Raw genomic sequence first — 14036 nt, 5'->3', positions numbered from 1 at the left:
AAGAAATCATGCATACTGCACTTCGCCCCCATCACGATGAGCATCGCATGACAAGCAACAAGCCCGCCGCGGCAGCCCCGCTCCAGGACTTCGAATTCGAAGCCATGAACCTGCAGGTGGGCGGGCGCATCCAGTTCATCACGCACCGTACCATCAAGCCCATCCAGCATTTCTCGACCGTGATCGGCTATGTGAAGGATGAGTATCTGATCGTCAAGATTCCCCTGGAAAATGGCACCCCCATCGTCCTCAACGAAGGCGACAAGCTGACCATCCGCGTGTTTTCCGGCGTCACCGTGTGCTCTTTTTCCTGCAGCGTGCTGCGCATCTTCGGCCGTCCCCTGCACTATGTGCACCTGAGCTTTCCCGACGCCATCCAGGGCACCAGCCTGCGCACGGCCATGCGCGTGAAAGTGGAGATTCCCGCGCAGCTGAGCTACCGCGACGTGGCAGCCGTGCCCGTGTTCATCGTCAACCTCAGCGTGTCGGGCGCGCTGATCGAGTCGCCCTGCATGCTCACGCCCGACGACGACGGCGTGACGCTCAGCTTTACCCTGCTGGTGCAGCCGAACAAGCACCAGATGCGCGTCAATACGCGCGCGCGCATCCAGAACGTCAGCGTGGGCAAGCCCTCGCACGGCCACGCCGCGCAGGTGGCGGAAATCCACACGTACGGCGTGCAATTCATCGACCTGGAGCCGACCCACTACACGCTGCTGCAAAACCTCACCTATGAAGCGCTGATCGCGGACCGGCAAAAGATCGTCTGACGCCAGGCGGGCAAGCTCACTGGGTTGCCGCCGGCACCGACGCCGGCGGATTGTTCTTCAGGATGGCTTCGGCCGCAGCCGCATTCGTCACGGTGGTACTGTTGAGCCAGCTCAAGCTGCTGGTGCCCGGCTGCAAGGTCATCTTCACGATCTTGCCTGCCATGCCCGCGCCCAGGCCGGGGGCCAGTATCAGTTCGATATCGCCCGTGGTGACCTTGGCGCTGGCCACTTCGCGCGTCGCCGTAAACAGGGGAATGGGGCCGGGAACATTCTCGGTGGGCGTGCTGCAGGCGGCCGCCTCGCCGCCATTTTCCTGCACGCACAGGGCCACGGCCGTTTTCAGGGGCGCGGCGGCGGCCAGCACGTTGCTGACCTTGGCCCGCATGGTGTAGTCGCCGTACTGGGGAATGGCCACGGCCGCCAGGATGCCGGCGATGGCCACGACGATCATCAGTTCTATCAGGGTAAATCCGCTCTGCCCGCGCATCGCATCCTCCCATGGTGCAGTTGCTCACGTCCTGCACGGTGCAAGCGCCATGCCAGCGGCGCGTCGGGGCAGCGACGGCACAGGTGGAAAGAAAAGCGACACTTTCCGGCAGGCGCGGCCCTGCCGTGTCAGCCGGCGTCCGCGGGCAGTCCTTTCTTTTCCGCAAAATAGGGATAGGCCAGCGGCAACAGCAGCAAGGTAAAGAAGGTGGCCGAGACGATGCCGCCCACGATGACGACGGCGAACGGGCGCTGGGTTTCCGAGCCGATGCCATGCGACAGCGCCGCCGGCAGCAAGCCCAGCCCCGCCATCAGGGCCGTCATCAGGATGGGACGCAGGCGCGCCACGGCGCCGGCGATGGCGCTGTCGACGGCGCTGGCTTCGTGCCGGGCGATCTCGACGATCTGCTCGACCATGATGACGCCGTTCTGCACCGAGATGCCGGCCACGGCAATGAAGCCGACCGCCGCCGAGACGGAAAAATGCAGGCCGACGAGCGCCAGGCCCAGGATGCCGCCGATCAGGGTAAACGGCACGATGGACAGGATCAGCATGGCCTTGCGCACGGAGCGGAAGGCCCAGAACAGCAGCGAAAAGATCATCAGCGCGGTGATCGGCACGATCACTTCCAGGCGCTTCACGGCGCGCTGCTGGTTTTCGAACTGTCCGCCCCAGGTGATCTGGTAGCCCGGCGGCAAGTGCACGAGGCGCGCCACTTTTTCTTGTGCTTCAGCAACAAAACTGCCCTGGTCGCGGCCCAGCAGGTTGGCCTTGACGGAGGCATTGCGCCCGCCCGCTTCGCGGCTGATGCGGGCCGCGCCCTGGCGCACCTCGATATGCGCCAGCTCGGCCAGCGCCACCGTGCCTGCGCCGCCCGGCAAATTCACCTGCAGGGCACCGATGGCATCGACGGAATCGCGCGCCGCCTCCTTCAGGCGCACGGTGATGTCGAAGCGCCGGTCGCCTTCGAAATACGCATTGACGGCGTTGCCTGCCAGCGCCGTCTGGATTGCCGTGTTGACATCGGCCACGTTGACGCCCAGGCGGGCGATGCGCTCGCGGTCGATAACAATGTCGAGTTCGCTCTGCCCGCCGATTTTCACGGCGCCCACGTCGGCCGCGCCCGCAATGCCGCCCAGGATGGCGGCGATCTGCTCGCTCTTTTGCGTCAGCACGTCCAGGTCGGGGCCGTAGATCTTCACGGCGATCTCGCCCTTCACGCCGGACAGCGCCTCTTCCACGTTGTCCTCGATGACCTGCGAAAAGTTCGTCGGCACGCCGGGCAGGCTGCGGATCTTCGCCGACATGTCGGCCACCAGCGCGTCCTTGTCCGCAAAGCGCCAGCTGCCGCGCGGTTTCAGGTCGGCCAGGATTTCCATGTTGTTGCTGCCCTTGGGGTCGGTGCCGTCGTCGGGCCGGCCCACGTGCGAGATGACATTGCCCACTTCCGGGTAGGACAGGATGATGGCGCGCACCTGCTGCTCCACGGCGCGCGTCTTTTCCAGCGAACTCGAGGTCGGCAGGCTGACCGTCAGCCACAGGTTGCCTTCGTCGAGCTTGGGCAGGAATTCACTGCCCAGCAGGGGCGCCAGGGCCAGCGTCACCACCAGCGCCAGCACCGAGGCGAGCATGACGAAGATGCGCTGGCGCTGCGCCGCCGCCAGCAGGCGGCCATAGCCGTCCTGGATGCGCTGCAGCCAGGCGCTGTGCTTTTCCGCCATCGGATGGCGGCGCATGGTCCAGGCCAGCAAGGTCGGCACCAGGGTCATGGTCAGGATGATGGCACCCAGCATGGCAAAGCTCAGCGTGAAGGCGACGGGCGAGAAGATCTTGCCTTCCACGCGCTGGAAGGTGTAGATGGGAATGAAGGCGACAATGATGATGGCCTTGGCAAACAGGATGGGGTGGCCCAGGTCGACGACCGTCTGCTTCAGGGTGCGCTCGCGCAGGGCGGAATCGTGCCGGCCCGGCTCGCCCAGCAGCGCCAGCCGCACCAGCAGGGCCTCGACCAGCACGACGGCGCTGTCGATGATGATGCCGAAGTCGACCGCCCCCAGCGAAATGAGGTTGGCGGGAATGCCGCGCGCGTCGAGCATGATGAAGGCGAACAGCAGCGACAGGGGAATCACGGCCGCGACGATGAGGGCGGCGCGCCAGTTGCCGAGGAAAATCACGAGGATGGCGATCACCAGCGCCGCGCCCAGCAGCAGGTTTTCCGCCACCGTGTGCACCGTGTGGCCGATCAGTTCCGTGCGGTCATAGATCGTGCGCAGGTGCACGCCTTTCGGCAGGCGCGCGTCGAGGCCGGCGATGGCCAGCTTGACGTCGGCCACGACCTTGGCGGCGTTGCTGCCCTTGCTCATCTGCACGATGCCTTCCACCACGCTGTTTTCGCGGTTGAAGGCCACCACGCCGGAACGGGGACGATTGCCCACGGTCACGTCGGCCAGGTCCGACACGAGCACCGTGCGCCCGCCCTTGGCGCTGACGATGACGCGGCCGATATCGTCGATGCTGCCGAAGATGCCGATGCCGCGCACCACCAGCGCCTCGTCGCCGCGGCGCACCAGGCCGCCGCCCACGTTGGCGCTGTTGTTGCTCAAGGCCGCGCTGAGCTGGTCGATGGTGACGCCGTAGCGCTGCAGGGCGGCCGGGTCCACCTGCACCTGGTATTCCTTGACGGTGCCGCCGAAACTGACGACGTCGGCCACGCCGGGCACGATGCGCAGCGCGGGACGCACGACCCAGTCCTGCAAGGCCCGCACCTCGTTCGCATCCATGCCGGGCGGCGCCTCGATGACGTAGCGGAAGATTTCGCCGACCGCCGTCGACAGCGGCGCCAGGCTCGCCTGCACGCCCGTGGGCAAGTTGACGTTCTGCAATTTCTCCAGCACTTGCTGACGTGCAAAATAATCGTCCGTGCCGTCGGCAAACGTCAGCGTCACCACGGACAGGCCCGTGATCGTCACGGAGCGCAGCTGCGTCTGCTGCGGCACGCCGCTCATTTCCCGCTCGATGGGCAGCGTGACGTTGCGTTCGACTTCCTCCGGCGCCTGACCCGGATACTGCGTGACGATCTGCACCTGCACGTCCTGCACGTCGGGAAAGGCTTCGATGGGCAGGTTGCTCAGCGCGCGGTAGCCGAAGACGGCCAGTGCCGCCGTCAGGATCAGCACGAAGACGCGTTGCGCCAGGACAAAATCGATCAGCTTAGCGAGCATTGCTGGCCACCTCGGCGTTGAGCAGGAAGGCGCCTTCCGTGACGACCCGTTCGCCGGCGCTCACGCCCGCGTCGACGAAGCTGCTGTCGCGTCCCTTGACGCGCACGTTGACGCGGCGCTTTTCAAACGTACCGGGCTGTTTTTCCACGAAGACATAGCTGTACATGCCTTCGGCGAACAGGCTGGTATTCGGCAGGGCCACTGCCAGCGTGCTGCCGTCGCCGGCCAGGAAGGCGGCGCGCGCGAACATTTCCGGCTTCAGGGCGCCATCGGCGTTGTCCAGCGTGCAGCGCACCTGGATGCGCCGCGTCTGCGGGTCCAGCACCGGCGCCACGTGCGCCACCGTGGCGCTGAAGCGGCGTCCCGGGTAGGCATCCGTCTCGACGCTGACGGCCTGGCCCTGGCGCACGCTGGCCAGGGCGCTTTCCGGCACGTCGACCAGCAGCCACAGGCGGCGCAGGTCGCTGATGACGAACAGGGGCGCGGGGGCGTCGGGGCGCACTTCCTGGCCCGGATTGATCTGGCGGTCGGCGATGGTGCCGGCCAGCGGCGCGCGCAGGGCGAAGCGGCCATTGTCGCTGCCGGCCGCGTTCAGGCTGTGCATGCGCAGGGCCGCGCGCCGCGTCTCCGCGCGCGCCTGCTGGAAGTCGGCATCGGCCGACTCGTAATCCTTGCGCGCCAGCACCTCGCCCCGGAACAGCGTGTCGGCGCGCTGGTAGGCCAGCTGCTTGCGCACTTCGTCGGCCTGCGCCTTGCGCCAGTCGGCTTCGGCACTGGCCAGGTCGGGCGAATCGAGGTCGGCCAGCAGGGCGCCGCGCGCCACCTTGTCGCCGCTGTCCGCATGCAGGGCCAGCACGCGGCCCAGCACGGGCGAACTGACGCGCGTGGTGACGTTTTCATCGTAGGCGATGCGCCCGTTCAGGGCGGCGCTGGCCGGCAGCGGCACGGCGCTCACGGCGGCGATCTTCAGCGTCGCCATCTGCGGCGCGTTCGCGGCAAAGTGCAGCACGCCGCTCGCGGCAACGCTGGTGGCCACGGCGGCGGCCGGCAAGGCGGCGGCATGCGCCCGCTGCAGATACTGCACGCCCGCGGCGGAGCCGCCGCACAGCAGGATGAACAGGGCGCCATAGGTCAGGGTGCTGCGCGATATCATGGTGTCGTTCTTTCAAGGGATGCACTGGGGAAAGATGCCTGCCAGGCGGCCAGCGCCTTGGCATAATCGTTGCGGGCGGCCAGCGCGTCGAGCTGCACGGCGCGGTAGCTGCGCCGCACGTCGAGCACGTCGGCGATGGGCAGGGCGCCGTGCTGGTAGGCGAATTCCGCCGCCTGGGCCGACTTGCGCGCGGCCGGCAGCAGGCTGTCGTCGATGCGCTGCAGGCGCTCGCCGTTGCTGCGCACGTCGAGCGCGGCACGCTCCAGCTCCGCCCTGGCCACGATGCGCGCCTGTTCCAGGTTTTCCTGCGCCAGGTCCAGCGCCGCCTGGGCGCTGCGGATCTCGCCGTCATACTGGTAGCGCAGGAACAGCGGCACCTGCAGGGAAATGCCGAAGCTGTTGCCGCTGCCCTGCGGATTGCCGGCGCTGGCCGGGTAATGTTCGGCCTGCACGCCGACGGACACGTCGCGCGTGCGCGCGGCCAGCGCCAGCTTGTGTGCGGACGCGGCCGCCGCCACCCGTGCCTGCGCCGCCATCACGTCGGGCCGCCGCGCGATGGCCGCATCGCTGCCCGCGCCGGCCGGCCCGTCCTGCGCCAGCGTGCCGGCGGCAACCATGGCCGGCCAGCCATCGGCCAGCGGCAGCTGCGCCTGGCGGCTGTCCATACCCGTCAGCAAGGCCAGCGCCTGGCGCGCCCGCGCGACCTCGCTGCGCGCCTGCAGGGCGTCATTGCTGGCGCGCAACGCCTCGACTTGCAGCCGCGCCACGTCGGCCGGCGACAGGTCTCCCGCCTTGCGCTGCGTCTGCGCCACGTCGACGGTGCGCTGGTACAGCTGCGCCGTCTCGCCGAGGATGGCCTGGCGTTCGCCCGCCGCCAGCGCATCGTAATAGGCCTGGCTGACGGCGAGGCGCAGCTGGCGCCGCGCCTCGCGCACGTCTTCGCGCGCGCCCTCCTCCTGGTGCTGGGCGCCGTCGCGGCGCAAGCCGCGCTTGCCGCCCCGCTCCAGCAACTGGTCGATGCGCACGCTGCTGTCGACCGTCTTGCTGCGCAAGCTGCCGGCGCCCACGCCCAGGCCGGGATTGATGTTCATCGTCTGCAGCGTCAGCATGGGATTGGGCGCGGCGGCGGCGCTGGTCACGGCAGCGGCGGCACTCTCCTCCGCCAGCGCGGAGACGCGCACGTCGTGGTTGCGCTCGAGCGCAATGCGCTGCAGCTGCTCCAGCCCCAGGCTGTCTGCCGGCGGGGTCTGCGCATGCAGAATCAGTGGCAGGCACAGGGGCAGCAGCGCTGCTGGCCAGCGGAAACATTTCATGAACATGGTGTGCACTTTCGCGTTCTCTTGCAATTAATTGCTGTCTGCAGGCAACAACTTGGAGATGCGCGACAAATGACCCTGCCCGCAATCTTCCGGCCACAGCTCCACCTGCACCCCGGGCCTGGCGTCGATATCGGGCGGCACCTCGGCCACGGCCGTGCGCATGACCCGCACATGGCGGTAGCGCAGCTCGACAAAATGGCGGCGCGCCAGCTCGGCGTCGGACAGGCGCGCCAGGCAGGCCGGCAAATCGGCGGCGCGTCCGGGCGCGTATGGCGCGACGATCCAGGCGCGCTTCGCGCCCCGCTGCCAATCCACCCTGGGCGCCTCGGCACAGGCACATAACAGCAGCAGGCATAGCGCGGCCACGCCCGGTTTCATGGCATCCATAGCTAGGGTTCCGAAGTAGAAAGTAGGCGCGCACGGGGCGCGCGACGATGGTGCTGACAGGCCGAATCATAGGCGCGCGCTACGCCGAACGGTGTTACAAGTTGGTAATGTCACATGCCTGTCATGGCCCCTCCGGACGGCTGCGAGAACGGCCATGGCGCGCTGTGAAAAAGGGGAAGGCGGGCGGCCGGAAAGACCGTGGAAGGGGAAGCGCGGGACGAAAAAAAAGGAGCCGAAGCTCCTTTTCTTGTGCTGCATCAAAACCTGGCTGAAATTACAGCATGGCTTTCAGCAGACGCGCCATTTCCGACGGGTTCTTGGTCACGGTGATGCCGCAAGCTTCCATGATTTCCAGCTTGGCTTGTGCCGTATCGGCACCGCCCGAGATCAGCGCGCCGGCGTGGCCCATGCGCTTGCCTGGAGGAGCGGTCACGCCGGCGATGAAGCCGACGACCGGTTTTTTCATGTTGTCCTTGATCCAATACGCCGCGTTGGCTTCGTCCGGACCGCCGATTTCGCCGATCATGATGACCGCGTCGGTATCAGGATCGTCATTGAACATCTTCATGATGTCGATGTGCTTCAGACCGTTGATCGGGTCGCCGCCGATGCCGACTGCCGACGATTGGCCCAGGCCCAGCGCGGTCAGCTGACCCACTGCTTCATAGGTCAGGGTGCCCGAACGGGAAACGACGCCGATACGGCCCTTCTTGTGGATGTGACCTGGCATGATGCCGATCTTGATTTCGTCTGGCGTGATCAGGCCTGGGCAGTTAGGTCCCAGCAGCAGGGTTTTGCTGTTGGCTTTGGCCATGCGGTCTTTCAGGGCCATCATGTCGCGGACAGGAATGCCTTCGGTGATGCAAATGGCCAGATCCATTTCAGCTTCGACAGCTTCCCAGATCGCCGCTGCCGCGCCTGCTGGCGGGACGTAGATCACGGAAACGTTGGCGCCGGTTTCTTTTTTCGCTTCGGTCACGTTAGCGAAAATAGGAATGCCTTCGAAATCTTCGCCGGCTTTCTTCGGGTTCACGCCTGCCACGAAGGCAGCTTTGCCGTTCGCGTAGTCGCGGCAACCGCGGGTGTGGAACTGGCCGGTCTTGCCGGTGATCCCTTGGGTGACAACTTTGGTATCTTTATTGATCAGAATGGACATGTTGATTCCTTAATTAAGCTTGACCGGCAGCAGCGGCAACGACGCTCTTGGCTGCATCTTCCATGGTGTCGGCTGCGATGATAGGCAGACCGGAATCGGCCAGCATCTTCTTGCCCAGGTCTTCGTTGGTGCCCTTCATGCGCACCACCAGCGGTACGTTCAGCGAAACGGCTTTCACCGCGGCGATGACGCCTTCGGCGATCACGTCGCAACGCATGATGCCGCCGAAAATGTTCACCAGGATGGCTTTCAGGCCTGGGTTTTTCAGCATGATCTTGAACGCTTCGGTTACTTTTTCTGCCGTGGCGCCGCCGCCGACGTCCAGGAAGTTGGCTGGCTCGCCGCCGAACAGTTTGATCGTGTCCATGGTGGCCATGGCCAGGCCGGCACCGTTCACCAGGCAGCCGATGTTACCGTCGAGCGAGATGTAGGCCAGGTCGAATTTCGACGCTTCGATTTCCGCTGGATCTTCTTCGTCCAGATCGCGCAGGGCGACGATTTCCGGATGACGGAACAGGGCGTTCGGGTCAAAGTTGAACTTGGCGTCCAGGGCGATGACCTTGCCGCTGCCGGTGACGATCAGCGGGTTGATCTCGGCCAGCGAGCAGTCGGTTTCCCAGTAGGCTTTGTACAGGCCTTGCAGGTTGACGCGTGCGTCGACGATGGAACCGGCAGGCACGCCGATTTTGGTCGCGATGTCGTCTGCCTGGGCATCGGTCAGGCCAACGCTAGGCTCGATGGTGACGTGGTGGATCTTCTCAGGGTGGCTCTCGGCCACTTCTTCGATGTCCATGCCGCCTTCGGACGACGCCATCAGGACGATCTTCTGGGTAACGCGGTCGGTGACCAGCGAAACGTACAGTTCTTGCTTGATGTCGGCGCCTTCTTCCACCAGCAGGCGGTTGACTTTCTGGCCTTCGGCGCTGGTCTGATGCGTGATCAGCTGCATGCCCATGATCTGGTCAGCGTATTCCTTGACCTGTTCGATCGTTTTTGCCACTTTCACGCCGCCGCCCTTGCCGCGGCCACCTGCGTGGATCTGTGCCTTGACTACCCACACCGGGCCGCCCAGGGTTTCCGCAGCCTTGACTGCCTCGTCGACGGACATGCACGGAATACCGCGTGGTACCGTCACTCCGAATTGCCGGAGGATTTCTTTGGCTTGATACTCATGGATTTTCATGCTGGCTTCCCTTCTGATACTGATTTGTAAAAATACGGTTAGTGGTGCAAAAAAAACAGGAAAAACAGCGCAGGGATCACGCTTTGGCTACCCAGCGCGGGTAATACTGTGCCACTGCCCCGCCATCGGTGCGCAGGGCGTGGCATTTGTCGAGTTGAAACGGCTTTTCATGCGGCAAATCAGCATTCTCACCGTCGCGGGTCGACCAGACATCGCCGGCAAATGCCTGAACTGTCGCAGTCGGCAAGACTTGCGCCAGTTCGGTCAAATGGGTACAGCCGGCGATTCCCGCCAGGCGCTGTTTCAAGTCGCGGCGGAAATTCTTCAATAAATTCAAGCCGATCAGCGCCCGGTAAGCGGGGCCGATGGTATCGCAAAAACCGGGATAGGGCACGGCATCGGAGGCGGCTTCGGCCTCGACGATGGTCAGTTCGCGATCGACGGTAATGCGTAAATGGAGGTCATGCAGAGGGGTGCCGGCGGGACGGGGGCCGGAGGCCAGGGTCGCGTCGTAGCTTTTGATGTCGGTAATACGGGCGTCAATATCCCACAGGCCGTCCTCGCGCACATACGCTTGGACGTCGATAACGCGGGAGTGCCGTAGGGCGCGCCGGGATACGGGAGTTGACAGGGGCATAAGACCGATGCCGCTTGCGCGGCCAAAATTTAGTAAGCAGCCATGTGCATAAAGCACGCCGTTCGCAGCTTCTACGAACGGCAACCGCACCTGCGGCGCCGCAAAAACCCTAAAAGTGTAGCACACTGGACGCCGGTTGCGCCGCAACATAATTTTTCATTGTTTCGTTAAAAACGTTTCAAATTATAAATAGATGCGGCGCTTTTCGGCAAAGTCATTCACGGCGCGAATGACTGATATCAAAAATCCATGCTTCTGCCGACCCGGCGGGAACGGCTACTCGGCCACGCCCAGCGACTGCAGGATCGGCAGCGTGGTGGCGCGGAAGCTTTCCGCATGCGCGGCCAGTTCGGCCAGGTTGTCTTCATCCGTCGTCAGCACCGTGCCATTGCGCACCACGGTTTGCTGCAATGCGCGGAAATACGGCCACGCAAATGCCACCCAGGCCTCCGGCGTGTCGTGCCCTTCCAGCCTCGCCAGCAAAAATAACTGTTGCAAATGATACACACCCATGCCGCCGCCCGTCACGGGACTGGCCAGCGCAACGAGGTCGGTACGCCCGCGGGCCTTGTTCAGCAGATGACGGTTCAGCCTGGCCGTGACCGGCCGTGCCAGGGCGATGGCGGCATCGTCTTGCACTGACACAATGCAGGCCTTATGCGCCAGCACCAGCAGCATCTGCAGCAAGGCGCCCAGTTCCGCCACATTGGCGGGCAAGCGCTGCTGCAATTCGCCTATCGTGTGCGGCTGGTAATCGGCCAGCAGTTCCAGCAGCGGGCCATAGACGGCCTGGTCCATGTCGGCCTCGCCCAGGGCGCCCGTCACCTTCATCGTGATCTGCGCGACCGGTGCCACCAGCAGGATGCGCACGGCGCGCAGCGCGCTGGCCTGTTCAAAGGCATTGAGCTTGCGGCTGCCCTTGACCCAGTAATCCTGGCGGAACTGGCGGTTGACGAGGAAGTCGGCGGTGGTCTCGCGGAAGGTGGCGTCCGGAATCTGCGCCAGGAAAGCCATGTGTTCGGGCGACAGGTTGAGCGGCGGCACATGGTCATGGTAGGCGGCCGAGCCGGCATACTCCAGCTTGACCGCGGCCAGCACCGGCTGGATGGCCGAAAACGACACCGGTTCCCAGTAATGATTGAAGTATTCGTGGGACAGGTAATTCGGGTCCTGTTCGCTGATCTGCTGCAGTCGCAAGGCGACCGTGGGGTTGGCCTGCAGGTAGCGCGGCTTGGTCTCCATCATGCTGTTGACGAAAGACAGCGCGCTGCCCACGCGCGCCAGGGCATCCTGGCCCGGCGCGCTCATCACGCGGCTATGCTGCGCCATCAGGTCGCGCAGCGGCGTCATCGCCGCCCAGCCCGCCTGCGTGTTGTAGCTGATGTACAGCACGCCACCCGGCTTGAGCTTGCGCGCCAGAAAATCGGCGATATGCGCCTGGTTTTCCGGCGAGATCCAGCTCCAGATGCCGTGCAGGGCGATGTAGTCGAAATCCGGCAGGTCGCTGCGGGCGCAAAAATCCTGGAACGACTGTTCCGACAGCACGGCCCCATTGCCCGACACCTCGGCCAGTTCCTGCGCAAAGGCAGTCTGGGCCGGATTGAAATCCGTGCCATACCAGCGCGTGCCCGATGCCGCGGCATGGATATTGACGGTCATGCCCTGGCCAAAGCCCAGTTCGCATGCCGTGCCTATGCCGGGTGGCTGTATCCCCCGGCTCAGCAGCAGCAACTGCGTGCGCAGGGGATTCAATTCCGTGTAATAGCCGTAGGTATATGCGGTTTCAAAGGTATAGCCGGCATGCCAGTTGCTCATCAGGTGTCCCGTATTCCATGGAAATAAGTGCCGCTGCGCACCATGCGTGCGGCCATGGCAGAATAACTGATCCTTGCTGGCAAGTTAACAACTATTCGTCGTCGGGGTCCCGGCCCTTCAGGGCCACCTGTACGGCGCGCTGGGAAAAACCACGCTGCATCAGGAAGCGCATCTGCTTGTTGCGCTGTTCCGCATCCTGCGCCACCTGGCCGAATTTGCGGCGCCACACCTCGCAAGCGCGGGCAATTTCGCCTTCGGCCAGGCCCGCCTTGAGTTCCTGCAGGGCTTCGCCGCCGATGCCGTGGCTTTGCAGCTCCGCCATGATGCGGCTGTTGCCGAAACGGGCCGAGCGGCGATGGATCAGGGACTCGGAAAAACGTTCCTGCGACAGCCAGTTGGCCTGCTCCAGGCTGTCAAGCAGGGCTTCCACGTCATCGCCTTCCTGCGCATGCCGCTGCAGCTTGCGCCGCAATTCCATGCGGCTGTGTTCGCGCATCGACAGGAAGCGCAGCGCCCTGCCCTTCAGGCTCAGTTGTACCGCTGCCATCATTCCACCCTTCGTCCATCACATCAACAAAAACACAACGCTCAAACACAAATGCCGCCTGGCGCACAGGCGCGAGGCGGCATTCATTGTAGATCTTTTATGCGGCAAGCCATGGCACCAGGAGCCACGATCCACCGCCGGCATGACCAGCCGCAGCTGACCATGCCAGCGCAGCCGACCGGCGCTGACTTCGGCGCTGACTTCGCTGTTTTACTTTCCTACTCGGCCGCTTTGGCTTCCGCGACCTTGGCAGCCTTGTCGGCGGCTTTATCGGCCTTTTCCGGCTTTTCAGCGGCCAGCGGCGGCAGTTCGCGCACGCCCAGCGAGGCGCGGACCTTGTTTTCGATCTCGCGGGCCAAGGCCGGACGCTCTTGCAGGAAGGCGCGGGCGTTGTCCTTGCCCTGGCCGATGCGTTCGCCGTTGTAGCTGTACCACGAACCGGATTTCTCCACGATCTTGGCATCCGAACCCAGGTCCAGGATTTCGCCTTCGCGCGACGTGCCGGCGCCGTACAGGATGTCGAAGTGCGCTTCCTTGAACGGTGGCGCGATCTTGTTCTTGACGACCTTGACCTTGGTTTCGTTGCCGATCACTTCATCGCCGGACTTGATCGAGCCGGTGCGGCGGATATCCAGGCGCACGGACGCGTAGAATTTCAGCGCATTGCCGCCCGTGGTGGTTTCCGGGCTGCCGAACATCACGCCGATCTTCATGCGGATCTGGTTGATGAAGATGACCAGGGTATTCGTGCGGTTGATGGAACCGGTCAGCTTGCGCAGCGCTTGCGACATCAGGCGTGCCTGCAGGCCCGGCAGGGAATCACCCATGTCGCCTTCGATCTCGGCGCGTGGCGTCAGTGCGGCCACGGAGTCGATAACGACGAGGTCGACGCTGCCCGAACGCACGAGGGCGTCGCAGATTTCCAGCGCCTGCTCGCCCGTATCCGGTTGCGAGATCAGCAATTCATGCAGGTTCACGCCCAGCTTTTGCGCGTAGCCGACGTCGAGCGCATGCTCGGCATCGATAAAGGCGCAGGTGCCGCCCAGTTTTTGCATTTCAGCAATGGTTTGCAGGGTCAGGGTGGTTTTACCCGACGATTCAGGACCGTAGATTTCCACCACGCGGCCGCGCGGCAAGCCGCCCACGCCCAACGCGATATCCAGGCCGAGCGAACCGGTCGACACGACTTGCACTTCTTCAATCGGTGCGCTGGCATCCATGCGCATGACCGAACCTTTGCCAAACTGCTTCTCGATCTGCGCCAGTGCGGCGGCGAGCGCCTTGGCTTTTTCCGATGCGGGTACTACAGCTTTTTTATCGTCCATATGTTCTTTCAGCCTGAAATTTAGCGCGTAGGTTAA

The 14036-nt window shown here is 64.3% G+C and carries 12 protein-coding genes; 1 reads left to right on the top strand and 11 read right to left on the bottom strand.

The features are described from left to right. Window positions 1-47: 47 nt before the first annotated feature. A complete protein-coding gene (locus EBS11_RS01895) occupies window positions 48-770 on the top strand; it encodes a flagellar brake protein (RefSeq protein ID WP_290600061.1) in 723 nt (240 codons plus the stop codon). Between the two features lie 16 nt (window positions 771-786). Here EBS11_RS01895 and EBS11_RS01890 read toward each other — a convergent pair whose 3' ends face one another. The 11 genes from EBS11_RS01890 to recA all read right to left on the bottom strand — a co-directional run bounded on the left by EBS11_RS01890 (window position 787) and on the right by recA (window position 14000). Further along, window positions 787-1257, bottom strand: a complete 471-nt coding sequence (locus EBS11_RS01890) for a prepilin-type N-terminal cleavage/methylation domain-containing protein (protein WP_290600059.1) — start codon at window positions 1255-1257, stop codon at window positions 787-789. A 128-nt stretch (window positions 1258-1385) separates the two neighbouring features. Then, the gene (locus tag EBS11_RS01885) at window positions 1386-4478 is read right to left on the bottom strand and encodes a CusA/CzcA family heavy metal efflux RND transporter (protein WP_290600057.1); all 3093 of its coding nucleotides are present in this window, start codon (window positions 4476-4478) and stop codon (window positions 1386-1388) included. Next, the gene (locus EBS11_RS01880) at window positions 4468-5631 is read right to left on the bottom strand and encodes an efflux RND transporter periplasmic adaptor subunit (protein ID WP_290600055.1); all 1164 of its coding nucleotides are present in this window, start codon (window positions 5629-5631) and stop codon (window positions 4468-4470) included. The genes EBS11_RS01885 and EBS11_RS01880 overlap by 11 nt, the downstream gene beginning before the upstream one ends. After that, entirely contained in the window at window positions 5628-6950 is a 1323-nt protein-coding gene (locus tag EBS11_RS01875; RefSeq protein WP_290600053.1) for a TolC family protein, read from the bottom strand. The genes EBS11_RS01880 and EBS11_RS01875 overlap by 4 nt, the downstream gene beginning before the upstream one ends. Before the next feature lie 27 nt (window positions 6951-6977). After that, entirely contained in the window at window positions 6978-7337 is a 360-nt protein-coding gene (locus EBS11_RS01870) for a hypothetical protein (protein WP_290600051.1), read from the bottom strand. Between the two features lie 274 nt (window positions 7338-7611). Then, entirely contained in the window at window positions 7612-8493 is an 882-nt protein-coding gene (sucD, locus tag EBS11_RS01865) for a succinate--CoA ligase subunit alpha (protein WP_034746085.1), read from the bottom strand. Between the two features lie 13 nt (window positions 8494-8506). Then, entirely contained in the window at window positions 8507-9676 is a 1170-nt protein-coding gene (sucC, locus tag EBS11_RS01860; RefSeq protein WP_290600039.1) for an ADP-forming succinate--CoA ligase subunit beta, read from the bottom strand. Between the two features lie 76 nt (window positions 9677-9752). Then, a complete protein-coding gene (locus EBS11_RS01855; protein WP_290600122.1) occupies window positions 9753-10313 on the bottom strand; it encodes a DUF2889 domain-containing protein in 561 nt (186 codons plus the stop codon). A 276-nt stretch (window positions 10314-10589) separates the two neighbouring features. Beyond that, window positions 10590-12128 (bottom strand): class I SAM-dependent methyltransferase, encoded by a 1539-nt coding sequence (locus EBS11_RS01850; protein ID WP_290600037.1) that lies wholly within the window; start codon window positions 12126-12128, stop codon window positions 10590-10592. A gap of 91 nt (window positions 12129-12219) precedes the next feature. Then, a complete protein-coding gene (gene recX / locus EBS11_RS01845; RefSeq protein WP_290600118.1) occupies window positions 12220-12675 on the bottom strand; it encodes a recombination regulator RecX in 456 nt (151 codons plus the stop codon). Between the two features lie 218 nt (window positions 12676-12893). Further along, window positions 12894-14000, bottom strand: coding sequence for a recombinase RecA (recA, locus tag EBS11_RS01840; RefSeq protein WP_290600036.1), 1107 nt, complete (start codon window positions 13998-14000; stop codon window positions 12894-12896). Window positions 14001-14036 lie beyond the last annotated feature (36 nt).

This window comes from Janthinobacterium sp. (assembly GCF_009923995.1).
Lineage (GTDB): Bacteria > Pseudomonadota > Gammaproteobacteria > Burkholderiales > Burkholderiaceae_D > Janthinobacterium.
The sequence above is the reverse complement of the archived record's forward strand: the minus strand, read 5'-3'. Positions and strand labels throughout refer to the sequence as shown.